This is a genomic window from Thalassovita taeanensis, from assembly GCF_900110775.1.
Taxonomy (GTDB): domain Bacteria; phylum Pseudomonadota; class Alphaproteobacteria; order Rhodobacterales; family Rhodobacteraceae; genus Litorimicrobium; species Litorimicrobium taeanense.
Genome location: NZ_FOEP01000002.1, coordinates 153,367 through 175,745, shown reverse-complemented (window position 1 = coordinate 175,745; position 22,379 = coordinate 153,367). Strand labels below are relative to the sequence as shown.

Here is a 22,379-nt window from a genome sequence, read left to right as displayed (position 1 = left end):
TGCCCCCGACGTTGTGCACTCGACCCGCTACGCATCGGCAAAGACGGCATTACCGCCCGTCCTGCTCCGACCGCGCCCCGGCTTCCTCCATCCGCTTCACCAAATATGCTTCGCGCGCAATCTCGCCCGCGATCTTCATCTGCGCCCAGCTTCCCAGCAGCCGGTTGATCCGGGCGTGATATCCTTTGCCCATCGCCCGGTAAAACCGCGCCACCGAGCGGTCCAGATACAGCGTTACCTTCTCCTTGGGTTCCTCCACATCCACGTCCGCCTCCAGCGTGTGCCAGGCCTCCGGGATCTCTTCGCGCAGCGTGGTTGCCAACCATCCTTCGTGGCTCAGCTCGATCATATGCTGCAACAGCCGTTCCTGCGCGATGCGCTCGGTCTTGGTCTTTGCCTTGCTCGCCATGGTGCCTCCTTCTGCCCGCCAAGCCTGCGCGCCAAAGGTTAATCCGCCCCAAACTCACCGCCCGCCCGCACCGACGCAATACCGACGCGATACCGACGTAAAACCGCATGCCCCAAGACAGACCATAAGCTTGCCCTATTTCCGCCCCATTTCCCCTGTCATCTGGACCGCAAAGCACCACGGCACCTTCCACACCGAAGGGGAAAGGCTCAGAATGGCTCTTATCTGTATCATCGTCGGAAGTCTCGGCGGCCTTGTTGGCCTTGTCGGTGCCGCCATCGGTCTGCTGTTTCAAGACTACTCATTCTGGCAGGCCCTCGGGTTTTACCTGACCTTGTCTGTGTGCTTCCCGATTGCGGTTCTGGCCATCAGCATCAGCCTTTACCGCTTGGCGCAAACCCTGCCGGTGCAGCGCGTCAAGGCCGACGTATAGGGTCCGGTTTTCCCTACCTTTGGCGCATTTTCCCTCGGAAAAGATTGATTTTTTCGCCCCGTGCGCCACACTCTAAGGCCAGAGCAAACTGAACCCAAAGAGTGTCCCATGATGAATCGCCGCACGCTTCTGACCACCGCTTTGGCTGCCTCGGCCCTTCCGGCCGCCGCTCAGACCAAGAAACCCACCTTTCAGCTCGACCCGGTTTTCGAACCGCAAGCCGTGCGCATCAAGGCGGGCTATGCGCCGGGACAGATTCTGATCCTGCCGCGTGCGCACTTCCTCTATTTCGTTACGGAACCCCACAAGGCGATCCGCTATGGCGTGGGTGTCGGCAAGGCTGGTCTGGAGTTCACCGGCGACGCGGTCATCCAAGTCAAGAAGGAATGGCCCACCTGGCGCCCCACCAACGAGATGATCGAACGCGATCCCGGCACCTACGGTAAGTTCAAAGGCAATGACTATGTCGAACCCGGCGGGCCGTCTAACCCATTGGGCGCGCGCGCACTTTATCTGTTTCAGGGCGGGCGCGACACCTATTTCCGCATCCACGGAACGACGCAGCCGCAGTCCATCGGGCGCTCGGTTTCCAACGGTTGTATCCGCATGATCAACGAACACGTGATCGACCTTTATAACCGCGTCCCGGTCGGAACGACCGTCACCGTGTTGTGATCTGGAACCCAGCGTAAAAGCGCCGAATGCCTGCGAATTCATTTGCCAAGCCGCTGGGCCTCTGGCATATGGAGCTGGCTAACGTTATTCTTTTTCGACCTACTGTCTCCCGCTTACCGGCTTCAGTCTTCGATCCAGACCGACTTTGCCGGGTTGCCGCACGACGCGGGCAACATAATACACTAGGAGACTACGGAATGGCTACTGGCACCGTAAAATGGTTTAACACTACTAAAGGCTTCGGCTTCATTGCACCCGATGGCGGCAGCAAAGACGTGTTCGTGCACATCTCGGCTGTTGAGCGTTCGGGCCTGACCGGCCTGGCAGACAACCAAAAAGTGACTTTTGACATCGAATCCGGCCGTGACGGCCGTGAGTCGGCGATCAACCTGTCGCTGGCATAAGCCACACGATCCTTCGGGGTCAGAAAAGGGCGCGCAAGAAATTGCGCGCCCTTTTTTTATGTCTCAGCCTTTAGCTTGAGAAGCCAACGCGCCAGATTACTGGAACGCGCAGCCGCTTTTGACGCCCAGCTTTTTGAATACAAACGCAGCAGGGCAGGCACCGGTGAGCGCGCTTTGCATCAGGTTCGCGCCGATGAAAACGGTAAGCCAGACGAAATAGCCCGAAACCCACTGGGTCAGGGCGACGCTCACCAGCACCATGATGCCGGCAAACAGAAAAATCGAACGATCAAGGGTCATGTCAGGTTTCCTTTGCAGTGGGGCGGTATGCCCGCTTTCAAATCAATTTAAACATTCCATAAGTCGAATACAATAGGTTTCCTCGGACTGACCTGTATCAAGGCGACCTCTGCGAAGGCTGGCCATAGTGAACCGTCTCAAGCAGGAGGATCCGCAATGTATGACAATATTCTGGTGCCAATCTCGTTCGAAACGGGCCATGACATATCCGGCGCGACCAGTGTCGCACAGGCTTTGGCCAATGACGGGGCGCAGATCACCCTGATCCACGTCATGGAGCATATCCCCGCCTATGCGATCTCCTATATGACGCAAGGCTATCTGGAGGAGGCCCGCATCGCGATCGAGGCCGAGCTGGCGCGGATCGGCGAGGGCTTGTCAAACGCAACAGCTGTTGTGATCGAGGGGCATGCCGGTCGCACGCTTCTGGACTGGGCCGAGGAGCACGAAAACGACTGTATTGTCATCGCCTCGCATCGTCCTGAAATGCAGGATCTGTTGCTGGGCAGTACGGCCACACAGGTGGTTCGCCACGCCAAATGCGCGGTGCATGTGCTGCGCTGACGGTCACGTACCTACGCGACCACGCTTCAAACCCCTGCGCATCGCCGCCTTGCGGGCGATGCGCCTGTCGCCTTGCGCCTGATCGGTTAAGCCACCTTGACCAAGCGTTGATTCCAGATCATATCCCGCTGCATGACAGACCTCGCTCACATCCGCAATTTCTCCATCGTTGCCCATATCGACCACGGGAAATCCACCCTGGCCGACCGGCTGATCCAATCCACCAACACGGTGGCCGAACGCGATATGAAGGCACAGCTGCTTGACAGCATGGATATCGAACGCGAGCGGGGCATTACGATCAAAGCCAACACCGTGCGCATCGACTATACCGCCGACAATGGCGAGGCCTATGTGCTCAACTTGATCGACACCCCCGGTCACGTCGACTTCGCCTATGAGGTCTCTCGCTCCATGCGCGCGGTCGAAGGCTCGTTGCTGGTCGTTGACAGCACGCAGGGCGTCGAGGCGCAGACACTGGCCAACGTCTATCAGGCGATTGATGCGGGGCACGAAATTGTCCCCGTTCTCAACAAGATCGACCTGCCTGCCGCCGATTGCGATCGCGTGGCGGAACAGATCGAGGATGTGATCGGGATCGACGCCTCGAATGCCATCCGTGTGTCGGCCAAAACCGGCATCGGCATCCACGAGACCCTCGAAGCGATCGTCAAGCACCTGCCCGCGCCCAAGGGCGACGCCACGGCGCCGCTCAAGGCGATGCTGGTGGACAGCTGGTATGACAGCTATCTCGGCGTTGTGGTTCTTGTGCGCATCATGGACGGCACGTTGAAAAAGGGCGACCGCATCAAGATGATGCAGAACAGCTCAATCCACCTGATCGACCGGATCGGCGTTTTCCGCCCCGCGATGCAGCCGGTTGAGAGCTTGGGTCCCGGCGAGATTGGTTTTATCACCGCACAGATCAAACAGGTACGTGACACCCGTGTCGGCGATACCATCACGCACGAGAAAAAAGGCACTGACACTCCGCTGCCGGGCTTCAAGCCCAGCCAGCCGGTGGTCTTCTGTGGCCTCTTCCCCGTCGACAGCGCCGAATTCGAAGATCTGCGCGACGCGATCGAGAAGCTGGCCCTGAACGACGCCTCGTTTTCCTATGAAATGGAAACCTCCGCCGCTCTGGGCTTTGGCTTCCGCTGCGGTTTCCTTGGTCTGTTGCACCTTGAGGTCATCCGCGACCGGATCGAGCGCGAATACAACATCGAGCTGATCACCACCGCGCCCAGCGTGATCTATCACGTTTACATGCGCGACGGATCGATGATCGAGCTGCACAACCCCGCGGACATGCCTGACTTGTCGATCGTGGATCATCTGGAAGAGCCGCGGATCAAGGCCACGATCCTTGTCCCTGATGAATATCTCGGCGATGTGCTCAAGCTTTGCCAGGACCGTCGTGGCATCCAAGAGGATCTGACCTATGCCGGTGCCCGCGCGATGGTTGTCTATGACCTTCCGCTCAACGAGGTTGTCTTCGATTTCTACGACAGGCTTAAAAGCGTGACCAAAGGCTATGCGTCGTTTGACTATCAATTGATGGGCTACCGGCAGGATCATCTGGTCAAGATGCAGATCCTGGTCAACGATGAACCCGTCGACGCGCTTTCGACCATGGTCCACCGCGACCGGGCCGACCTGCGCGGTCGCGCAATGGTCGAAAAGCTCAAGGACCTGATCCCGCGCCACATGTTCAAAATCCCGATTCAGGCCGCCATCGGGGGCAAAGTTATCGCCCGCGAAACCCTAGCCGCCCTGCGCAAGGATGTGACAGCCAAATGCTATGGCGGTGACATGAGCCGTAAGCGCAAGCTGTTGGACAAGCAAAAAGCCGGTAAAAAGAAGATGCGCCAGTTCGGCAAAGTCGACATTCCGCAAGAGGCGTTTATCTCGGCGCTCAAGATGGATGACTGACGCAGAAATGTCCTGAACGGCCCGCCTTAATCCAACGGGCCGTTTCACACTTTCTTGTCCCTGTCAGAAACGGAAGAATACGAAATGTATACCTCGAGTGCCGCCATTCAGGGGCGCACGGGGCACTGCGTTCGACGCGGTTCCGTTCCCGTATGTCGTGACCTAGCTGTCAGGCTCGGTCACATCGACGCCAAACAGCCGCGAAGCCTCGTCCGGGGAATAAAGGCCCATCGCAACATCATATTTGACGGCGGCAGGATCGCGGGTGAACGGGTCACCATAGCCACCACCGCCCGGCGTGCGCACATGCACGCGGTCACCGGGGGTCAGCGGGATATCCTGTTCTTTTGACAGGTGCAGCGGGGTGTAGGCCTCTGCCCCGCGCCAGACCGTCACCTCGTTGACAGCGCCGTCGCTGCCGCCCAACCCGCCTTGCGGGCCGAAGCGCCCGTGATCCATGACAAAGCTTGCCCGTGCTGTCCCGCGCCGCAGTTCCACCTCGTAATCAAGGCCAAAGCCGCCGCGATGTGCGCCCGCCCCGGCAGAGCCTTCGCGCAGGGCATAGCGGTGATACAGCACGGGAAACGCCTGCTCCATGATCTCGATCGGCGGGGCCTTGGAGATCCCGATGGTGGAGCAGCCATTGGACAGCCCGTCGTGGTCAGCATTGCCGCCGTACCCGCCACCAGAAAGCTGATACATCACGAAATCGCGGTCGCGGGCGGGGTCATACCCCCCCAGCGCGAAATTGCCTGACGTACCCGCAGGCGCCGCAGTGACCCGATCGGGCAGGGCGCTGATCAGCGCGGCAAACACGGCCTCGGCGATCCGTTGCGACACTTCGGCGGCACAGCCGGACACCGGGCGCGGATAACGGGCATCCAGAAACGTGCCCTCGACACCGATCACCTTCAGCGGCTCGAAGGCCCCGGCGCTGATTGGCACCTCGGGGAAGATATGCCGCATCGCCAGATAAACCGACGACAGGGTTGTCGCCAGAACCGAGTTCATCGGCCCAAGGCACGGCGCGCTGGAGCCGGTGAAGTCGAATTCCAGATCGTCGCCATCACGCGTGACACGCAGCCGGATTTCAAGCGGTTCATTCACCACGCCATCGCTGTCAATCCAGGCGACAGACGTGTGGGGGCCGACAGGAATTTCAGCGATGAACCTGCGCATCTGCGTGGCGGCACGGTTGCGCAGTTCACCAATGGCTGCGCGCACCGTATCGTCGCCGTACCGGTCCAGCAGCTCGTTCAGGCGCTCCTCCCCGACCATAAGGGCCGCAGCCTGCGCCCGGACATCGCCAATCCGCTGATCGGCGACACGGATATTGGAGCAGATGATGGCATAGATCTCTTCATCCAGCACACCTTGCTTGAACAGCCGGACCGGCGGCAGACGCAGCCCTTCTTGCTCTACCGCGGTGGCCGAGGCGGAAAACCCGCCCGGTACAGCACCGCCAGTGTCGGGCCAGTGGCCGGTGTTGGACAGCCAGCAGAAGATCTCTCCGTCCCGGTAAAACGGCCGGGCAAAGCGCACATCCATCAGATGGGTTCCGCCAAGATAGGGGTCATTGACGATATAGATATCATCGGGCTTTGGCGCCGCAGCGCGGCCTTCGGCGATCATCTGAATCAGCGTCCGCGTGGAATATTGCATCGTGCCGACAAACACCGGCAACCCGCCCGCGCCCTGCGCAATCAACGCCCCGTCTTCGGCGGCATAGATCCCGTCCGAGCGGTCATTGGCCTCTGCAATCACCGGCGAGAACGCGGCGCGCGAAAAGCTCAGGTCCATTTCGTCGCAGACCAGTTGCAGGCCTGCCTGAATAACCGAAAGGGTGATCGGATCAATGCTCATGTGCCGCGCCCCAATTTGATGATGATATTGCCATCTTCGTCGCCGTAGGCGTGGTCGCCCGGTTCGATCAATACGGTGGTGTCCATCTGTTCGATGATCGCGGGGCCGGTGATCGCAAACCCGTCCGGCAGATGATCGCGCCAGTACAGGGGCGTTTCATGCCATGCGCCGTCGAAAAACACCGGCCGCTGCCCGGTTTGGGCGTCTGCCAGCGTGGCTTTGCGCCCGGCGGGGTCGATCAGCGTGGACAGGTCCAGTTCTGCCCGTTCGCCGATGACGGATGTATTGGCGTTGACCACATTCGCCCGCACATCCGCCAGGCGCACCCGGAACCGTTTGAAATAAGCGTCTTCAAAGGCGGCAAGCAGGCCGTCTTTTGTGACCTCCGCACCATCAAGAGGGACGCGCAGCAGATGGGTTTGCCCGACGAATTGCATATCCACGGAATAGACGCGGCGCAGGCGTCTGATCTGGATCTCTTCGCGCGCAATCAGCGCTTCGCCGTCTTTGGTCTGGGCATCAAGCACCTGATGCAGCCGCCCCATGTCCAGCGCATCAAGCGGTGTGTTCAGCGTACTGACGAAATCATGGCGCAGGTCGGCCACAACGCAGCCAAGCGCGTTGGTGATGCCGGGTCGCGATGGCACCAACACCCGCGGCACCCCCAATTCGCGCGCCAGTGCCGTGGCATGCAGCGGCCCGGCCCCGCCAAAGGCAAAGAGCGCGAAATCGCGTGGATCGGCCCCAAGCGAGACCGACACCATGCGGATCGCCCCCGCCATTTTGATATTGGCCAGCCGGATTACGGCATCCGCCGCCGCCACGGCATCCAGCCCCAGTTTTTGGCCAAGGCGGGCGTCAAACGCCTGTGTCACGTCCGACAGGTCAACCCCACCTTCGACGGATTTCAGCTTGGCCGGGTTCAGTCGCCCCAGCAGCAGGTTCGCATCGGAAATCGTGGGCTCGGTGCCGCCGCGCCCATAGCAGATGGGGCCGGGGTTTGCCCCGGCGCTGTGCGGACCGACCTCGAGCAGACCGGCGGCATTGACCCGCGCGATGGACCCGCCGCCCGCGCCGACAGTGCGCACATCGACCATCGGAACATGGATCGGCATGGCGTATTCGATCTCGATCTCGTTTGAAACCGAGGGTTCCGCCCCCCGGATCAACGCCACATCGGTCGAGGTGCCCCCCATATCATAGGTGATCAAATCGGGCATTCCGGCGCGCCGCCCGGTATAGGCTGCTGCCATAACGCCCGAGGCCGGGCCAGACATCACCGTTTTTGCGGCCTCTCGTGCGACCGTGCGCGACGACACCATACCGCCGTTGCCGTTCATCACCAGAACCTCGCCGCCATAGCCACCGTTGCTTAGCTCAAGCGTCAGACGGCGCAGGTAGCGTTCCAATAGGGGTTGCACACTGGCGTTGACTGCCGCCGTGACGCCGCGTTCGAACTCGCGGCTTTCCGACAGCAGCGAATGACCCATTGTAATGTGATCGTTCGGCCAGAACCGGCGCAGAACTTCGGCGCTGCGCAGTTCATGCACAGGGTTGGCATAGGCGTGAAGAAAGTGGACCACAACCGACACGCATCCGGCCTCTAGCAAGGCACGGCCTGCGGCCTCGACTGCGGCTTCGTCCAGCGGTGTCACGACCTGCCCGGCGGCGTCCATGCGTTCGGGAACCTCAAGGCGCAGATCGCGTGGGATCACTGGCACGAACTGCCCTGTCATGCCGTAAGCATGCGGTCGGGTGCGGCGCCCCAGTTCCAGAACATCGCGAAAGCCTTGCGTGGTGATCAGCCCGGTGCGTGACAGTTTACGCTCAAGCACCGCGTTGGTCGTTGTCGTGGTGCCATGCACAATCAGTTTCACCGTCGTCAGGTCGGCCTGCGCTTCGTTCAGCGCGGCCAATACACCAAAGGCCTGATTGTCCAGCGAGGAGGGCACCTTGGCCAGCCTGACCTGCCCCGTTGCCTGATCCATCATGATCAGGTCGGTGAACGTGCCACCGACATCAACGCCTACAACCTGTCCCGCATCACCATTCGTCATCCGTTGTCCTTTGCCGCTGCCAAGCCATTTTTGCGCCAAGACTGTTTGTATGCAAATGATTTCAGCAATGTCCCGCGAAAGTCAACGGTGCGTCCATCTGCAGCTGCAATCAGCTTTGCAATTCGAGCAGATTTACCCATAGTCGGATACATGTTTCACCGCTTTGCCCTTGTTGTCGCCCTGATTTGCGCTGCCACGCGCGCCTTGGCGCATGCGGGCGAGCAGGGATTTGTCCTTCTGCTACCAACCCAGCTTTATATTATCGGTGGCGGGCTGAGCGTGCTGGCGACGGTCTTGTTGATCTCTGTCTTGCCACAGCGAATGGCGGTGTCGCTGTTCCGTCCCACGACGATCAAGCGCTGGCGCCTTGCGCGCGCAAAGTCAGGCGTCAGCTGTATCGGATTTGCCGTGATGGTCGGGCTGGTGTTTATCGGCCTGACCGGCCCGCATGATCCGAACCACAATGCCCTGCCGCTGGCGGTCTGGGCCATGTTCTGGTTTGGGTTCGTGACGTTGCAGGGGCTGATGGGCGACCTTTGGCGCTGGATCAATCCGTGGACCGGGCCGTGGTTGGCGATTCGGCGACTTGGTGTGCGCCCCATTGCGCGGTTGCCGCGTTGGCTTGGCTATTGGCCCGCGTCGCTGTCATTTCTGGCCTTTGCGGCTGTATTGCTGGCGCATCCGTCGCCGTCCGACCCTGACGCGCTGGCGGCGATGGTCGCATGTTACTGGGTCTTCCATTTCATCGGGATGGTGGTGTTCGGGCCCGCGTGGCTGCGGCGCGCCGAAGGTCTTGGCGTGTTGCTGCGCTGTTATGCAAGCCTGTCGGTTGCCGGGCAATCGGCGGGCAGATTGCGCCTGGGGGTTCCGGGCTGGAAGATCGTCACAGGGCCACGGCCCGACACAAGCCTTGCGGTCTTCATCGTGATTCTGCTGGCCGTCGGCAGCTTTGATGGCCTGAACGAAACGTTCTGGTGGATGGCCCGCATTGGGATCAACCCGCTTGAATTTCCCGGTCGGTCAGCCGTTGTGGCGCAAAATCTTGCAGGGCTTGGGTTGGCGGTGCCAATGCTGGTTGCGGCCTATGCCATGGCGATCTGGCTGGGCGTGCGGCTGATTGGGCAGGGCGCGCGGTTTGCGGCTGCGTTCTGCGCGCTGGCCCCGGCGATCCTGCCAATCGCCTTCGGATATCACTTTGGTCACTACATGCCGGGCTTTCTGGTGCAGATACAATATGTTGCCGGGGTGATTGCGGATGCGTTCGGGATGGGCCCCGTTCACGTAACCACTGGGTTCTTCAACACGTATGCCACGGTTCGCGCGATCTGGTTGTTGCAGGCGGGATCGGTGGTTGTGGGGCACATTCTGGCGATCATCCTGTCACATGTTCTTGCCCTCAGCCTGTTCGGAACGCATAGAAAAGCAGCGATCAGTCAGCTGCCACTGGCCATATTCATGGTGGGATACACAGTTTTTGGGCTTTGGCTGCTGGCATCGCCACGAGGGGTCTGATGCAGGGGCAAAAAGCTGGACAAATTGTTTGTGTGCATACAGGCTGTAGAAAAAAAGACGTTTAAATCGCAACAACCGTCAGGGAAACTTAGTTATGTCAAAATCGTCAGAGTCTAAATCCGCTGTCTCTCGCCGCTCGGCGCTCAAAACCCTCGGTCTTGGGGCCGGTGCTGCAGCTGCATTGCCGCTTTGGGCGCGGTATTCCAGCGCCGAAACCGCCGCGCCGATCCGTATCGGGTTTCAGAAGCACGCCACTGGTATCGGGGCCGCCTATGGCCGTTGGTATGACCGCACCAGCCAGGCCGCAGTCCGCCTGATCAACGAGGCCGGCGGCATCAATGGCCGTATGGTCGAACTGGTGACCGAAGATGACGGCACCGATCCCAAGCGCGGCGCCGAGGTGATCGAAAAATTCGCCACCCAAAGCAACTGTGATGTCGCGTTCGGCACACTGTTCAGCCATGTGGTTGTCGGCTCTGCCCCGCGTGCGGGCGAGCTGAAACTGCCTTATTTCGTGGTGTCCGAAGGTCACCACGTCGCCAGTGGCATGTTGAACCGCTATACTGTGCAGCCGGGCATTACCGATGTGAAAAGTCAGGTTCAGGCGATGGCGCCATTCGTGTCGCAGAACCTGGGCAAGAAAGTCACGATGATCTTCCCCGACTATGCGTTCGGCCATGATCACCGCGATTTCTTCACCGCCGCGATCGAAGCGCAGGGCGGCGAGGTTGTGGGCCTGATCCCGATCCCGCCGACAGAAACTTCGTTCACCAAATACTTCCCGAAAATCCCGCGCGAGACCGAAGTGATCTATCACGTCATGGTCGGCCCCGGCGTGCTGACGTTCGTAAAGGAACTGGGCGAATTCTTCGGGCCAAGCCGTCCCGAGATTTTCGGCTTCATTGACAGCCTTGAGGCCGTCGATCTGGCCAGCCCCGGTCTGGAGTTTCTCGAAGGCACCTATTTCTGGGAGGGAAATCCGCGTTACGCGCAGCCTGATCAGACAGAATATGACAAGCATTTCCGCGCGGCCATCGGTATTGACGAAAACGGCGCATCTATCAACGATTCCAAAGATGTGTCGACCTATGCGCATATGTTTGGTTGCTGGGAAACGCTGTATGTCATTAAGGCCGGAATGGAGGCCGCGGGCTATGCCGGACCGCAGGATCGCGCCAAGCTGATCGAGGCAGTCGAGGCGATAACCACGATGCCGCATTCGAACGAGCACCCGCAGGGCGCCAAGGTGTTCAATGGCAAGACCCATCAGGTGTTCGGACCGCAATATATCTCGAAGGTCGTCGATGGAAAGCTGATGGTGGTCCACACCGCGTCGATTGAGGACGGGATGTACCCTGACGAGGTTGATTACACCACGCAGGCTCTCTGACTTTGCTCACGCGCCCCGGAGGCAACTCCGGGGCCATTTGAGACGGAAATATCATGGATTTCGGACCCTATCTTATGCTGGCCACGCTGGAAGGCGCGGTCCTGGCGGCTGTACTTGCGCTTATGGCGTCGGGGCTTAGCCTAGTGTTTGGCGTGATGCGCGTGGTGAACGTGGCGCATGGCGAATTCTACATGCTGGGCGCGGTTCTGGCCTGGTGGGTCACCTCGATGGTGGGCGGCGGGCCAGCCGTGGCTTTTGTTGCGGCGCTGATCGTGGTGCCCGTGATTGTGGGCGCGTTGGCCGCAGCGGCGGATATGACAGTGCTCAAACGGCTGGAGTATGACCCCGAGCGCACGATCGTGGCCACGATTGGGCTGCTGTATATCCTGCAACAGGTCACGTTGATGACGTACGGGGCCGATGCGCGCCCGGTGGTGCCGCCTTTCAACACCCGCCTTGCCCTGCCTTGGCTGGAATGGTCTGACGGGGGGCTGCACATGTTCTGGCCCTGGGGGCTGTCCACAACCACCTATAAGCTGTTTGTCATCGTCGCGGGTATTGTCATTCTGTCTGCTGTCTGGGCGATGATGCGGCACAGCCGGATCGGTTTGCTGATGCGTGCAACGCAGTTGGACAGCGAGATGGCGCAGGCCTTCGGCATCCCGGTCGAGCGGGTCTATGCGCTGGTTTTCGGGATTGGGGCCGGGCTGGCGGCGCTGGCCGGGGTTCTGATCGTCCCGATCCAGCAGGCGCATTATCTGATGGGGGGTGATGCGTTGCTCTTGTCATTCATCGTGGTCATCATCGGTGGGCTGGGCAGTTTGGCGGGGACCATCGTGGCGGCGCTGCTGATCGGGCTGAGTGATGGCATCATTTCGGTGTTCTTTTCGCCGACTCTGGCCAAAATCATTGCCACCTTGCTGGTTGCCTTTGTGCTGGTGTTTCGCCCGCAGGGCCTGTTCGGGACGCGTGACCGATGACCGAAACGCAAAAGATCCTCGTGCTGCATGTCGGGCTGATTGCCCTGCTGTTTGCGCTTAATTTCATCCTTCCTGCATATCACCATGGCAATCTTGCGCGGGTGATGGTGCTGGCGACCTATGCCATCGGCTATAATGTGATGCTGGGCTATACGGGGCTGCTCAGCCTTGGGCACGCGATGTTCTTTGCTGCGGGCATGTACGGCATGGCGCTGAGCATTCGGCACCTTGGGTTCGCCCCGGCTCCGGCTTTGCTGGTTGGGATCGCGTCTGGGGCGGGGCTGGCGCTGGTTGTGGGGCTGCTGGCGCTGCGCACTGCTGGTGTGGCGTTCATGATCGTCACGCTGATGTTCGCACAGACGGTTTACCTGACGATCCTGCTGGCCGGGCGATGGACTCGCGGCGATGAAGGTTTCGTCATCCAGCAACACGAGCGCGTGCTTTGGGGTATTGATCTGAGCGATCCGTCCAGCCGGTATCTTGCGGCGCTGACGCTGTTTGCGATCTGCCTGTTTGCTACATTGAACCTGATCCGCCGCCCATTGGGCCGCGTCTTCGTCGCCATCCGCGAGAATGAAGAGCGCGCCCGCTTGCTGGGGTACAACGTGTTCCGGGCCAAGCTGTTTTCAGTGGTTATTTCCGGCACGATCTCGGCTGCGGCGGGGGCGAGTTACGGGCTGCTGTTCGGCTATGCCGGGGCGACATTCGCGACCGTGCAATATTCGATTTTTCCCCTGTTGTGGGTGTTGCTGGGGGGCACCGGGACCATCATCGGGCCGTTTCTTGGGGCATTGTTCATGTTCTATCTGATCGACCTGTCGTCGGGTGTGACCAACGCCTATATGTTGATCGCCGGTGTGGCCTTGGTTGTGCTTGTCATGTTCGCCCCCCAAGGCATCGCAGGCGAGCTGCGCCGCCGAATTTGGAGCTGGCTGCCATGAGCGTGATCCTGTCGACGCACGGTCTGACGCGGGCCTTTTCCGGGCATGTTGCTGTGAATGCTGTGGATTTCACCCTGAACGAGGGCGAAATACGTGCCCTGATCGGACCGAACGGCGCAGGCAAAACCACATTTGTGTCGATGCTGATCGGCCGCATCGCGCCAAGCGCTGGTCGTATCCGCTTTGAGGATCAGGATGTGACCGACCTGCCTGCGCATCTGCGCGTGTCGCGCGGTATGGCCTATACCTTTCAGATCACATCGGTTTTCGGTCAGCTGAGCGTCGAGGAAAACGTGGCCCTTGCAGCGCGGCGCAGGCTTGGCCGTGACCGGGTTGCGGTCCGCGCCGAGGTCGAGCACGCGCTGGCGCGGGTCGGGTTGACGGACCACATAGGCCAGACCGCGCAGGACCTGAGCTATGGCCACCAGCGCTTGCTGGAGATCGCGATGGGGCTGGCACAGCGCCCGCGCCTGCTGATCCTGGATGAGCCAACGCAGGGTCTGGCAGAGAACGAGATTGCTGCCTTCAAAACCCTGATCCGCAGCCTTGTGCCGGACACGACGATCCTGCTGATCGAACACAACATGAGCGTGGTGATGGAGCTTGCCGACCGGATTACGGTCCTGAATTTCGGTGAAATTCTGGCCGAGGGCACCCCGGTGGACATCCACGCCAATCCGCTTGTTCAAAACGCTTATCTGGGGTCGGGCTGATGTTGGAGCTGCGCAATATTGATGTGGCCTATGGCCGGGCGCAAATTCTGCGCAATCTGTCCTTTGCTGTGAAGCCCGGCGAAATCGTTTGCCTGTTGGGGCGGAACGGCGCGGGAAAAACCACCACGATGAAGGCGATCATGGGGCAGCTGCCCTTGCTGGACGGTCAGATCACGCTGGATGATGTCGTGCTGAACACGTTGCCCGCGCATGAGGTGCCCCGGCAGGGCATCGGTTATATTCCGCAGGGCAGGCGGCTGTTTTCAGAACTCACAGTGGCGCAGAACCTTGAGATTGGGATGCTGACCCGCAAAAGCCCGCCTGAGGTGTTGGAGCGGGTTCTGACCCTGTTCCCGCGTCTGCGCGAACGGATGCATCAGCGCGCAGAAACCCTGTCAGGTGGCGAGCAGCAGATGCTGGCCACCGCCCGTGCGTTATGCCTGCGCCCGCGCGTGTTGCTGTTGGACGAACCGACCGAGGGGTTGCAGCCCTCGATGGTCGAGGCGATCCGCCAGGTCGTCGTACAAATGCGCGCCGAAGGCGTGGCTGTGCTTTTGGTGGAGCAGAAGGTCGATGCGGTCCTGTCCGTGGCTGACCGGGTCGTGTTCATCGAAAACGGGGCCAACCTCAAAACGCTTGATGCAGAAGAGCTGCGCGCCGACCCGCAGGTTCTGCGCCGGGCGCTGGGGGTCTGAGTCGGGTTCAGAATCGCGAGGGGTGCTCTGTCAGGTCAACCGTGACAGAAACTCAAGAAAGACCGTTTGCTCGGCTTTGCTCAGCGGGGACAGGGTTTCTTCGCTGACTTTTTGGGCACTTTGTACGGTGTCATGATAAAGTGCGCTTCCGGCTTCGGATGCGGCGACAAAGATCCGGCGCTGGTCATCGGGGTCGCGGCGCGAGGTGATCAGGCCCTTTTTGCGCAGCCGGTCAATCACCCCTTTGATCGTGGCCGCGTCCATTGCTGTTGCGCGCCCAAGGGCGTTCTGCGAGGTCGGGCCAAGCTCGCACAGCTTGGACAATGCGGCGAATTGGGTCGAGGTAATTGCCGGAATAAGGCCGGAAAAGATCGTCAGGTGCCGTTGCGTGGCGCGGCGCAGCAAGAATCCGACCTGCGTATCCAGAATATATCCGGCAGTCATATCGGATTTGGGGGCAGGGGGCGTCGTGTTATCCATACCGAATGATCCTTTTGAACGAAGGCGGCTGCAAGGTCCGAATGCGTGTCGGGTGCCGAAATACCAAATTCAGCGGGCCATGTGACCCGACATCGACAATAGCCAGATCAATTCGATGTTGACAGGCCGACAAATCCGCCCGCAAAATCTGTTTGTATACGAACAATCCGATCCGTTCGGGTGAGGGGAGACGCCATGACCGACTTCTTCAGGCCGCACCAACTGTCCGACGCGCTGGAAATCGCCAGAACGGGTGGCGTGACAATCACCGCAGGCTGTACCGATCTGTTCCCGGCTACGCAGGCGCAGGCCTTGCGCGGGCCGGTTCTGGATGTGACCGGAATTGCCGGGATGCGCGGGATCACCCAGTCAGCGACCGGGTGGCGGATTGGTGCGGCAACCACGTGGACAGACATTCTGCGCGCGGATTTGCCGGGCGCTTTTGACGGGTTGCGGGCGGCTGCGCGCGAGGTCGGGTCGGTTCAGATCCAGAACGCAGGTACGATCGGCGGCAATCTGTGCAATGCCTCGCCCGCCGCAGACGGGGTTCCGGCGCTGCTGACGCTTGATGCCGAGGTCGAGCTGTGCTCGACCGCAGGCACGCGGCGGATGGCGCTTGATACCTTTCTGACCGGGCCGCGCCAGACGCTGCTGGCGCCGGGCGAATTGCTTACAGCAGTGCTGCTGCCGCCGGTGGCAGGCACAGGTGGGTTTCTGAAGCTCGGGGCCCGGCGGTACCTGGTCATTTCCATTGCAATGGTCGCGGCGCGGCTGGAGATCGAGGCGGGGCATATCCGCCATGCGGCGCTTGCCGTCGGGGCGTGTTCCGCCGTGGCGCGCCGCCTGCCCGCGCAAGAGGCCGCGCTGACAGGCGCACCCGTGGCCCGCGCGGCGTCACGGATTGACGCGTCGGTGTTGCAGCCGGACCTGTCGCCCATCACCGATATACGTGCCGATGCGACCTACCGCGCCCACAGTGCCACTGTTTTGATGCGCCGCCTTGTCGTCGGAATTTGTCAGGAGGCAGAAGCATGACTGCGCAACCAACCCATCTGAATCTTCAGGTCAATGGCAAGCCGGTTGTCGTGCAGGCTGATCCGATGCGCCGCCTGTCGGACGTGCTGCGCGAGGATCTGGGATTGCGCGGCAGCAAGGTCGGCTGTGACGCGGGCGACTGCGGCGCCTGCACCGTGCTTGTGGACGGCGCGCCGGTTTGTTCCTGCCTGACCCCGGTTGTGCGGGCGGTGGGGCATTCGGTCGAGACCATCGAGGGCCTGTCACCCAACGGGCTGTCCGATCTGCAAAACGCGTTTTTGCGACACGGCGCGGCGCAGTGCGGTATCTGCACGCCGGGCATGTTGATGGCGGCCACCGGGCTGCTGGCTGAAACCCCCGCGCCGACGCGCAGTCAGGTTGAAGACGCCCTTGGTGGCGTTCTGTGCCGCTGCACCGGTTATGCCAAGATTATTGATGCGGTTTTGTCGGTAGGGCATTCGGGCGCGGCGCAGGCTCTGCCCGCGTCGGGGCAGGCGGTCGGGGCCCGGATCGAGCGGCTGGACGGTCTGGCCAAGGTTAACGGGGCCGAGGTCTTTGGCGCGGATCACTGGCCCGAGGGCGCGTTGGTGGTGCGGGCCATTCGGTCGCCGCATTTCGCGGCGTCTTTCGAATTTGGCGATCTGGCGGGCTGGGAAGCGGCGCGTGCGGTTCAGGTGTTTACGGCGCGCGATCTGGCCGCACTTGGCGGCGTGAACCGTTTTGGGGTCATTCCCCCTTTCGCCGATCAACCCGCGCTGGCCGAGACCGAGGCGCGGTTGCGCGGCGAGGCCGTGGCCATCGTTGTCGGCACGCACAAGGTGATGGACGCGATTGACCTGTCGGATTTCCCGATCACTTGGACGACGCTTACGCCGGTGATGGACCCGGCCACGGCGATCGGCGCACGTGCGGTTCAGGCCGAGCGGGCAGACAATGTGCTGACGCGCGGCCGTGTGGTGCAGGGCGATGCGGCGGCCGGACTGGGTGCCGCGGCGCATGTGGCAGAGGTGACGGTCGAGACGGCCTATGTCGAGCACGCCTATATCGAGCCGGAGGCGGGCTGTGCATGGGTCGAAGGCGACACGCTGGTCATTCAGGCCTGCACGCAGGCGCCGGTGATGGATCAGGACGATGTGGCGATCCTGCTGGGGTTGCCGCGCGAAAGGGTGCGGATCATTCCGGCGGCAGCGGGGGGCGGGTTTGGCTCCAAGCTGGATGTGTCGTTGCAGCCCTTGATCGGGTTGGCAGCGCTGTTGACCGGACAGCCGTGCCGGATGGTTTACAGCCGCGCAGAGTCGATGCAATCAACCACCAAGCGCCACCCGGCGACGATGTCGGCGCAGATCGGTGTCGATGCGGCGGGGCGGATCACTGGCATGGCGTTTGAGGGGCAGTTCAACACCGGGGCCTATGCCAGCTGGGGGCCGACGGTGGCCAACCGGGTGCCTGTGCACGCGTCGGGGCCGTATCTGACGCCGAATTACCGTGCTGAAACGGTTGCCATCCACACCAACGGCCCGGTTTCGGGGGCGTTTCGCGGCTTCGGTGTGCCGCAGGCGGCGGTGGTGCAAGAGGTTCTGTATGATGATCTGGCGGCGGCACTGGCGATGGATCGGCTGGCGTTTCGGCGCTTGAATGCCCTGTCCGATGGCGACCGTTCGGTATGCGGCCAGCAATTGCACGGCGTTGGCATTGATGCCTGCCTTGCGGCATTGGAACCGCGTTGGGCGCAGGCCAATGCTGACGCTGCGGCTTTCAATGCGGCCGGCGGCGCACTACGGCGCGGCGTCGGTCTGGCGTCTTGCTGGTATGGGTGCGGGAATACGGCCTTGCCGAACCCGTCGACCGTCCGGCTGGGGATCACGGCGCAGGGGCGGCTGTGCCTGCATCAGGGGGCGACGGATATCGGGCAAGGCTCGAACACCGTGGTGACGCAGATTTGCGCTGACGCGCTTGGCCTGCCGATTGCGCAGTTTGAACTGATCGGACCAGATACCGCCCTGACGCCGGATTGCGGCAAGACCTCTGCCTCGCGTCAGACAGTGGTGACTGGCAAGGCGGCGATGCTGTCGGGGCAGGCGCTGCGCCAGCAGATCTTGGCGCTGACCAACCGGGGCGCGGATGCCGATCTGACACTGGACGGCGGGCGGATCATCGTGACCGACGCCGCAGGTGCGGGTGAGATCTCGCTGGCCGATCTTCCGCTTGGCGCGCATGGTTATGTGCTGATGGCCGAGGAAAGCTATGACCCGCCAACTCTTCCGCTGGACGAGGATGGGCAGGGCGCGCCCTATGCCGTTTATGGCTATGGCGCGCATCTGGCCGAGGTCGAGGTGGATATGGCGCTTGGCGTCGTGAAGGTGCTGCATATCACCGCCGCGCATGATCTGGGCCGGGTGATCAACCCACAACTGGCCGAAGGCCAGATCGAGGGCGGCATCGCGCAGGGGCTGGGCATGGCCCTGATGGAGGAATTCATTCCCGGTCGCACCGAAAACCTGCATGACTATCTGATCCCCACGGCGGGTGACATGCCGAAGATCACGCCGATTTTGATCGAGGTGCCTGACCCAGAGGGACCGATGGGAGCCAAGGGACTGGGCGAGCATGTGCTGATCCCGACCGCTCCGGCGATCCTGAATGCGATCCGCGATGCCAGCGGAGCCCGGGTCACCCGGTTGCCCGCCCTGCCGCATCGCGTGCTGGCCGCCATTCAGGAGGCCGGACAATGAGCGACTCGCACGACAGCCGCGCCGACACCTCGATGGGGGAAATGCCCGAGACCCGGACCCGGCCGGACAAGATCCGCTGCGATGCCTGCCCGGTGATGTGCTATGTCGCCGAAGGCAAGACCGGCGCCTGCGACCGCTATGCCAACGAAGGTGGTCGGATCATCCGCTGCGATCCGCTGACGGTACTGGACCGGCGCATCGCCGCCGGGGGCGAGATCAGGCCCTTCCTGAAATCCGACTGGGATGGGGTGCTGGTCAGCGATGATGACCTGTTTGTTTCGGCGGTGGGGGCGGGCACGACCTATCCCGATTACAAGCCCGCGCCGTTCATTGTCAGCCGCCAGATCGACGGCGTTGATTTTGTCACGGTGGTGACCGAAGCGATCTATTCCTACTGCGGGGTCAAGGTGAAGATCGACACCGACCGGCACCTTGGTCACGAAGGTGCGGTGGTGCGCGCCGGGGCCGAGGCGGTGGGGCTGGTTATCACCTCGGAATACGGCAGTCAGATGCTGTCGCTGGGCGGGGTGGATCACCTGACCGGCGGATCCAAGGCCGAGGGCCGCGTGACCTGCGATGTCTTGATGCGCCTGTGCAACAAAGAGCCGGTGGAGCTTGCGATTGACGATGGTGCTCACGTGGTCGTGCAGGCCGGAAAGCCCCCGATCGTGGACGGCAAAGCAGAGCACCGGATGCGTGTCGGCTGCGGGTCGGCAACGATCGGCATGTTCGCCTCGCAATGGCAGGGGCTGGTGGACGAGGTCGTTGTCGTCGATGATCATATCACCGGTGTTGTCAGCGAACATCAGGCCGGCAAGGTGCTGGGCTGGCCCGACACCGGGATCAAGATCAAGGGGCGACGCTCGACTCCGGGGCGCTATTTTCAGGTGGCGCAGCCGGGGCTGGGATGGGGCGGCACTGATATCGATGACCCGCTGACCATTCTGGGCGAGTGGTCCCCGAAAAAGGGCGCGGTGCCGGGCTTGTCGCTGCTGATGGTGTCGACCACCGGCGAGCATGCGGCATATTTCACGCTGGATAATGACCTGAAGCCGGTTGAACACCCGATCCCTGATCATCTGCGGCCATCGGTCGAACTGATCACCGAAAACTGTGAACCGGCGCTGTGCACGGTGATGTTTACCGGCGGCGCGGGGGGATCTCTGCGCTCTGGCGTGACCAAAAACCCGGTGCGGCTGACGCAGTCGGTGCAGGCGTTCAAAACCCATGTGAGCTGTGGCGGGGCACCCGCTTGGGTCTGGCCGGGTGGGGGGATCACACTGATGGTGGATGTCATGCAAATGCCGGATGGCTGCTTCGGCTATGTGCCGACGCCCGCCATTGTGGCACCGCTCGAATTCACTGTCCCCCGAGCCGACTATCAGGCGCTGGGGGGCCATGACGAGGCCGTGCGCGCTCTGAGGGACGTGCTTGAACACGGCGGCGAGTATGGCGATGCGGTGCGGGCCGTGCCGCGCAGCAGATGACCGCGCAGATGGGTCCACAGGCGGTCCTGTTACCGGATGGGCGCAGGCTGCACCTGAATCACGGTCCGATCGACCTGATTGTCGGGGCCGAGGGGGACGGTGCGCAAGCAGCGCAGGCCTTGGCCACGGCGCGATTTCAGACCGTCCTGCAAGAGCTTGTGGCAGAACTTCCAGCCCTGCGCCGCCCGGTGGATACCCATCCATTCGACGGATCAATCGCCCGCAAGATGCAGGCCGCAACGGTGCCGTTTAGCCCCGGCTTCATCACGCCAATGGCCGCCGTTGCAGGGGCCGTGGCCGATGAGGTGCTGGAGGCCCTCGCGGCGGCACCCGGCTTGACCAAGGCCTATGTCAACAACGGCGGCGATGTCGCGTTTTTTATGGCCGCCGGGCAATCGGTTACCGCCGCAATGGCAGAGGGGCGCGTGACGATCGACGCCGCTGCGCCGTGGTGCGGGTTGGCCACCTCTGGCTGGCGCGGGCGCAGCCACTCGCTTGGCATTGCCGATGCCGTCAGCGTTGTGGCCCGGTCTGCCGCCTTGGCCGATGCGGCGGCCACGATGATTGCCAATGCAGTTGATCTGCCGGACCACCCCGCGGTCACCCGCACGCCCGCGCATGACCTTGCCCCCGACAGCGACCTTGGCGCGCGACCTGTGACGGTTGATGTCGGTTCGCTGACCGCCGACGAAGCCCACGCCGCCCTTGATCGTGGCACCCGGCTTGCATCGGATCTGCTGCGGCGTGGGTTGATCGGTGGCGCCTGCCTCAGCCTCAATACGTTCTCGCAAATTGTGGGCGCGGCGTTTATACCCCTCTCAAATCGACCGGAGACATATCATGCCTGATTTTACCCTGCGCAAAACGATGCTTTTCATCGAAGACATCCATCATGATGGTGGCCCGGTTCAGACACCGCCGCGCCGCCGCGCCGCGATTTTGGCACTGGTCCGCAACCCTTTTGCGGGGCGATATGTTGAGGATCTGCAATCGGCGATGGACGATCTCAAGCCGCTGGGCCTGATGATGACCGACCGCCTGATCGAGGCGATGGGCGGCATTGACGGCATCGATGGTTATGGCAAGGCGGGCCTGTGCGGCGAAGCCGGAGAGTTGGAACACACCGCGCTGTGGCATGTGCCGGGCGGGTATTCCATGCGCGAAAGACTGGGCGAAGCCAAAGCGATTGTGCCCTCGTCGATGAAGGTTGGCGGGGTCGGAACCCGCATCGACATTCCGCTGGGGCATATCAATGCCGCCTATGTCCGCAGCCATTTCGATGCAATGGAAGTGGGCGTGCCGGACGGGCCGCGCGCTGACGAGCTGTTGTTCGCGCTGGCGATGTCGCGCGGCGCCCGCATCAACAGCCGGATGGGCGGGCTTGAGGTGGCTGACGTCAAAGGGCTGGACGGGCTGCGCTGAATGAGCGCCGGGCCTCGGCCCGGCCTTAGCGCCCGTTCGTTGGGGGCGCGTTTAAATGGCTTAAACAGCGGTCGCGTCGAACCCGGCGGATTTGATCGCTGACAGCAGCGCGGATGTATCGTCGGCGCTATCAATCTCCACCTCGCGGGTTGTCAGGTCGAAATTCAGCAATGCGGTTGGATCCGCTTGCGTCACAGCTTTTTCGATCGAAGCGGTGCAATGTCCGCAGCTCATTTTGGGGACGCTGAATTTGGTCATGGCGGTTACTCTCCTTGGATTATTCCCAAATGGAGGCTTCCAGCGCGGGAAGGTCAAGAGCGATTGAATTCATTTTTGTGACCCCTTGACCTTCCAG

The 22,379-nt window shown here is 61.8% G+C and carries 23 protein-coding genes; 16 read left to right on the top strand and 7 right to left on the bottom strand.

Features of this window, described 5'->3' with window-relative positions:
* Positions 1 to 49 precede the first annotated feature (49 nt).
* Positions 50 to 409 (bottom strand): BrnA antitoxin family protein, encoded by a 360-nt coding sequence (locus BSF79_RS03265; RefSeq protein ID WP_090268264.1) that lies wholly within the window; start codon positions 407 to 409, stop codon positions 50 to 52.
* Positions 410 to 623: 214 nt separating this feature from the next.
* Here BSF79_RS03265 and BSF79_RS03260 point away from each other — a divergent pair, with 214 nt between their 5' ends.
* From BSF79_RS03260 to BSF79_RS03250, 3 genes are all read left to right on the top strand, one after another.
* Positions 624 to 842 (top strand): hypothetical protein, encoded by a 219-nt coding sequence (locus BSF79_RS03260; protein WP_090268263.1) that lies wholly within the window; start codon positions 624 to 626, stop codon positions 840 to 842.
* A gap of 108 nt (positions 843 to 950) precedes the next feature.
* Positions 951 to 1,517, top strand: coding sequence for a L,D-transpeptidase (locus BSF79_RS03255; RefSeq protein WP_090268261.1), 567 nt, complete (start codon positions 951 to 953; stop codon positions 1,515 to 1,517).
* Positions 1,518 to 1,714: 197 nt separating this feature from the next.
* The gene (locus tag BSF79_RS03250; RefSeq protein ID WP_090268259.1) at positions 1,715 to 1,921 is read left to right on the top strand and encodes a cold-shock protein; all 207 of its coding nucleotides are present in this window, start codon (positions 1,715 to 1,717) and stop codon (positions 1,919 to 1,921) included.
* Positions 1,922 to 2,017: 96 nt separating this feature from the next.
* Here BSF79_RS03250 and BSF79_RS03245 read toward each other — a convergent pair whose 3' ends face one another.
* Positions 2,018 to 2,221 (bottom strand): YgaP family membrane protein, encoded by a 204-nt coding sequence (locus tag BSF79_RS03245; RefSeq protein WP_090268257.1) that lies wholly within the window; start codon positions 2,219 to 2,221, stop codon positions 2,018 to 2,020.
* A 156-nt stretch (positions 2,222 to 2,377) separates the two neighbouring features.
* On the opposite strand from BSF79_RS03245, the gene BSF79_RS03240 reads away from it, so the two are divergent.
* Together BSF79_RS03240 and lepA are read left to right on the top strand one after the other, a co-directional pair.
* Positions 2,378 to 2,785: a universal stress protein gene (locus BSF79_RS03240; protein WP_090268255.1), complete on the top strand. Its 408-nt coding sequence runs from the start codon at positions 2,378 to 2,380 to the stop codon at positions 2,783 to 2,785.
* A 132-nt stretch (positions 2,786 to 2,917) separates the two neighbouring features.
* Entirely contained in the window at positions 2,918 to 4,717 is a 1,800-nt protein-coding gene (gene lepA / locus BSF79_RS03235) for a translation elongation factor 4 (RefSeq protein WP_090268253.1), read from the top strand.
* A gap of 162 nt (positions 4,718 to 4,879) precedes the next feature.
* On the opposite strand, the gene BSF79_RS03230 is transcribed toward lepA, so the two are convergent.
* Genes BSF79_RS03230 through BSF79_RS19705 form a run of 3 tightly spaced genes read right to left on the bottom strand, consistent with a single transcriptional unit; the run spans position 4,880 to position 8,789 of the window.
* The gene (locus tag BSF79_RS03230) at positions 4,880 to 6,580 is read right to left on the bottom strand and encodes a hydantoinase B/oxoprolinase family protein (protein WP_090268251.1); all 1,701 of its coding nucleotides are present in this window, start codon (positions 6,578 to 6,580) and stop codon (positions 4,880 to 4,882) included.
* On the bottom strand, positions 6,577 to 8,637 hold the full coding sequence (locus tag BSF79_RS03225; protein WP_090268699.1) for a hydantoinase/oxoprolinase family protein: 2,061 nt from the start codon (positions 8,635 to 8,637) through the stop codon (positions 6,577 to 6,579). Before BSF79_RS03225 ends, BSF79_RS03230 begins: the two co-directional genes overlap by 4 nt.
* The gene (locus tag BSF79_RS19705; RefSeq protein WP_175545245.1) at positions 8,634 to 8,789 is read right to left on the bottom strand and encodes a hypothetical protein; all 156 of its coding nucleotides are present in this window, start codon (positions 8,787 to 8,789) and stop codon (positions 8,634 to 8,636) included. The genes BSF79_RS03225 and BSF79_RS19705 overlap by 4 nt, the downstream gene beginning before the upstream one ends.
* On the opposite strand from BSF79_RS19705, the gene BSF79_RS03220 reads away from it, so the two are divergent.
* From BSF79_RS03220 to BSF79_RS03195, 6 genes are all read left to right on the top strand, one after another.
* Positions 8,788 to 10,149, top strand: a complete 1,362-nt coding sequence (locus BSF79_RS03220; protein WP_090268249.1) for a hypothetical protein — start codon at positions 8,788 to 8,790, stop codon at positions 10,147 to 10,149. The two genes, BSF79_RS19705 and BSF79_RS03220, sit on opposite strands and share 2 nt — an antisense overlap.
* 94 nt (positions 10,150 to 10,243) lie before the next feature.
* A complete protein-coding gene (locus BSF79_RS03215) occupies positions 10,244 to 11,539 on the top strand; it encodes an ABC transporter substrate-binding protein (RefSeq protein WP_090268247.1) in 1,296 nt (431 codons plus the stop codon).
* 53 nt (positions 11,540 to 11,592) lie between these two features.
* Positions 11,593 to 12,519, top strand: a complete 927-nt coding sequence (locus tag BSF79_RS03210) for a branched-chain amino acid ABC transporter permease (RefSeq protein ID WP_090268245.1) — start codon at positions 11,593 to 11,595, stop codon at positions 12,517 to 12,519.
* Entirely contained in the window at positions 12,516 to 13,460 is a 945-nt protein-coding gene (locus tag BSF79_RS03205; RefSeq protein ID WP_090268242.1) for a branched-chain amino acid ABC transporter permease, read from the top strand. Before BSF79_RS03210 ends, BSF79_RS03205 begins: the two co-directional genes overlap by 4 nt.
* Positions 13,457 to 14,173 carry an ABC transporter ATP-binding protein gene (locus tag BSF79_RS03200; RefSeq protein WP_090268241.1) on the top strand — a complete coding sequence of 239 codons (717 nt, stop codon included), beginning with the start codon at positions 13,457 to 13,459 and terminating at the stop codon, positions 14,171 to 14,173. The genes BSF79_RS03205 and BSF79_RS03200 overlap by 4 nt, the downstream gene beginning before the upstream one ends.
* Positions 14,173 to 14,868, top strand: coding sequence for an ABC transporter ATP-binding protein (locus BSF79_RS03195; protein WP_090268238.1), 696 nt, complete (start codon positions 14,173 to 14,175; stop codon positions 14,866 to 14,868). Before BSF79_RS03200 ends, BSF79_RS03195 begins: the two co-directional genes overlap by 1 nt.
* Positions 14,869 to 14,898: 30 nt before the next feature.
* Here BSF79_RS03195 and BSF79_RS03190 read toward each other — a convergent pair whose 3' ends face one another.
* Positions 14,899 to 15,348, bottom strand: coding sequence for a MarR family winged helix-turn-helix transcriptional regulator (locus BSF79_RS03190; protein WP_090268236.1), 450 nt, complete (start codon positions 15,346 to 15,348; stop codon positions 14,899 to 14,901).
* A gap of 195 nt (positions 15,349 to 15,543) precedes the next feature.
* Between BSF79_RS03190 and BSF79_RS03185 the strand changes: the two genes are divergently transcribed.
* From BSF79_RS03185 to BSF79_RS03165, 5 genes are read left to right on the top strand one after another with little or no spacing between them, the layout of a single operon-like run.
* The gene (locus BSF79_RS03185) at positions 15,544 to 16,383 is read left to right on the top strand and encodes an FAD binding domain-containing protein (protein ID WP_090268234.1); all 840 of its coding nucleotides are present in this window, start codon (positions 15,544 to 15,546) and stop codon (positions 16,381 to 16,383) included.
* The gene (locus tag BSF79_RS03180; RefSeq protein ID WP_090268231.1) at positions 16,380 to 19,115 is read left to right on the top strand and encodes a molybdopterin-dependent oxidoreductase; all 2,736 of its coding nucleotides are present in this window, start codon (positions 16,380 to 16,382) and stop codon (positions 19,113 to 19,115) included. Before BSF79_RS03185 ends, BSF79_RS03180 begins: the two co-directional genes overlap by 4 nt.
* A gap of 32 nt (positions 19,116 to 19,147) precedes the next feature.
* The gene (locus BSF79_RS03175; protein WP_090268698.1) at positions 19,148 to 20,602 is read left to right on the top strand and encodes a 6-hydroxynicotinate reductase; all 1,455 of its coding nucleotides are present in this window, start codon (positions 19,148 to 19,150) and stop codon (positions 20,600 to 20,602) included.
* Positions 20,599 to 21,450, top strand: coding sequence for a UPF0280 family protein (locus BSF79_RS03170; RefSeq protein WP_090268229.1), 852 nt, complete (start codon positions 20,599 to 20,601; stop codon positions 21,448 to 21,450). Before BSF79_RS03175 ends, BSF79_RS03170 begins: the two co-directional genes overlap by 4 nt.
* Positions 21,443 to 22,024, top strand: coding sequence for an amino acid synthesis family protein (locus BSF79_RS03165; RefSeq protein WP_090268227.1), 582 nt, complete (start codon positions 21,443 to 21,445; stop codon positions 22,022 to 22,024). Before BSF79_RS03170 ends, BSF79_RS03165 begins: the two co-directional genes overlap by 8 nt.
* A gap of 60 nt (positions 22,025 to 22,084) precedes the next feature.
* On the opposite strand, the gene BSF79_RS03160 is transcribed toward BSF79_RS03165, so the two are convergent.
* Positions 22,085 to 22,282 (bottom strand): heavy-metal-associated domain-containing protein, encoded by a 198-nt coding sequence (locus BSF79_RS03160; protein WP_090268225.1) that lies wholly within the window; start codon positions 22,280 to 22,282, stop codon positions 22,085 to 22,087.
* Between the last annotated feature and the right edge of the window lie 97 nt (positions 22,283 to 22,379).

Excerpts from the sequence above, each read along its gene's own strand:
- BSF79_RS03245 (WP_090268257.1), bottom strand. The coding sequence starts at position 2,221 with ATGACCCTTGATCGTTCGATTTTTCTGTTTGCCGGCATCATGGTGCTG.
- BSF79_RS03195 (WP_090268238.1), top strand. The coding sequence starts at position 14,173 with ATGTTGGAGCTGCGCAATATTGATGTGGCCTATGGCCGGGCGCAAATT.
- BSF79_RS03165 (WP_090268227.1), top strand. The coding sequence starts at position 21,443 with ATGCCTGATTTTACCCTGCGCAAAACGATGCTTTTCATCGAAGACATC.
- BSF79_RS03185 (WP_090268234.1), top strand. The coding sequence starts at position 15,544 with ATGACCGACTTCTTCAGGCCGCACCAACTGTCCGACGCGCTGGAAATC.
- BSF79_RS19705 (WP_175545245.1), bottom strand. The coding sequence starts at position 8,789 with ATGTATCCGACTATGGGTAAATCTGCTCGAATTGCAAAGCTGATTGCA.
- BSF79_RS03230 (WP_090268251.1), bottom strand. The coding sequence starts at position 6,580 with ATGAGCATTGATCCGATCACCCTTTCGGTTATTCAGGCAGGCCTGCAA.
- BSF79_RS03260 (WP_090268263.1), top strand. The coding sequence starts at position 624 with ATGGCTCTTATCTGTATCATCGTCGGAAGTCTCGGCGGCCTTGTTGGC.
- BSF79_RS03205 (WP_090268242.1), top strand. The coding sequence starts at position 12,516 with ATGACCGAAACGCAAAAGATCCTCGTGCTGCATGTCGGGCTGATTGCC.
- BSF79_RS03200 (WP_090268241.1), top strand. The coding sequence starts at position 13,457 with ATGAGCGTGATCCTGTCGACGCACGGTCTGACGCGGGCCTTTTCCGGG.
- BSF79_RS03180 (WP_090268231.1), top strand. The coding sequence starts at position 16,380 with ATGACTGCGCAACCAACCCATCTGAATCTTCAGGTCAATGGCAAGCCG.
- BSF79_RS03220 (WP_090268249.1), top strand. The coding sequence starts at position 8,788 with ATGTTTCACCGCTTTGCCCTTGTTGTCGCCCTGATTTGCGCTGCCACG.
- BSF79_RS03190 (WP_090268236.1), bottom strand. The coding sequence starts at position 15,348 with ATGGATAACACGACGCCCCCTGCCCCCAAATCCGATATGACTGCCGGA.
- lepA (WP_090268253.1), top strand. The coding sequence starts at position 2,918 with ATGACAGACCTCGCTCACATCCGCAATTTCTCCATCGTTGCCCATATC.
- BSF79_RS03175 (WP_090268698.1), top strand. The coding sequence starts at position 19,148 with ATGGGGGAAATGCCCGAGACCCGGACCCGGCCGGACAAGATCCGCTGC.
- BSF79_RS03170 (WP_090268229.1), top strand. The coding sequence starts at position 20,599 with ATGACCGCGCAGATGGGTCCACAGGCGGTCCTGTTACCGGATGGGCGC.
- BSF79_RS03250 (WP_090268259.1), top strand. The coding sequence starts at position 1,715 with ATGGCTACTGGCACCGTAAAATGGTTTAACACTACTAAAGGCTTCGGC.
- BSF79_RS03240 (WP_090268255.1), top strand. The coding sequence starts at position 2,378 with ATGTATGACAATATTCTGGTGCCAATCTCGTTCGAAACGGGCCATGAC.
- BSF79_RS03255 (WP_090268261.1), top strand. The coding sequence starts at position 951 with ATGATGAATCGCCGCACGCTTCTGACCACCGCTTTGGCTGCCTCGGCC.
- BSF79_RS03210 (WP_090268245.1), top strand. The coding sequence starts at position 11,593 with ATGGATTTCGGACCCTATCTTATGCTGGCCACGCTGGAAGGCGCGGTC.
- BSF79_RS03160 (WP_090268225.1), bottom strand. The coding sequence starts at position 22,282 with ATGACCAAATTCAGCGTCCCCAAAATGAGCTGCGGACATTGCACCGCT.
- BSF79_RS03215 (WP_090268247.1), top strand. The coding sequence starts at position 10,244 with ATGTCAAAATCGTCAGAGTCTAAATCCGCTGTCTCTCGCCGCTCGGCG.
- BSF79_RS03225 (WP_090268699.1), bottom strand. The coding sequence starts at position 8,637 with ATGACGAATGGTGATGCGGGACAGGTTGTAGGCGTTGATGTCGGTGGC.
- BSF79_RS03265 (WP_090268264.1), bottom strand. The coding sequence starts at position 409 with ATGGCGAGCAAGGCAAAGACCAAGACCGAGCGCATCGCGCAGGAACGG.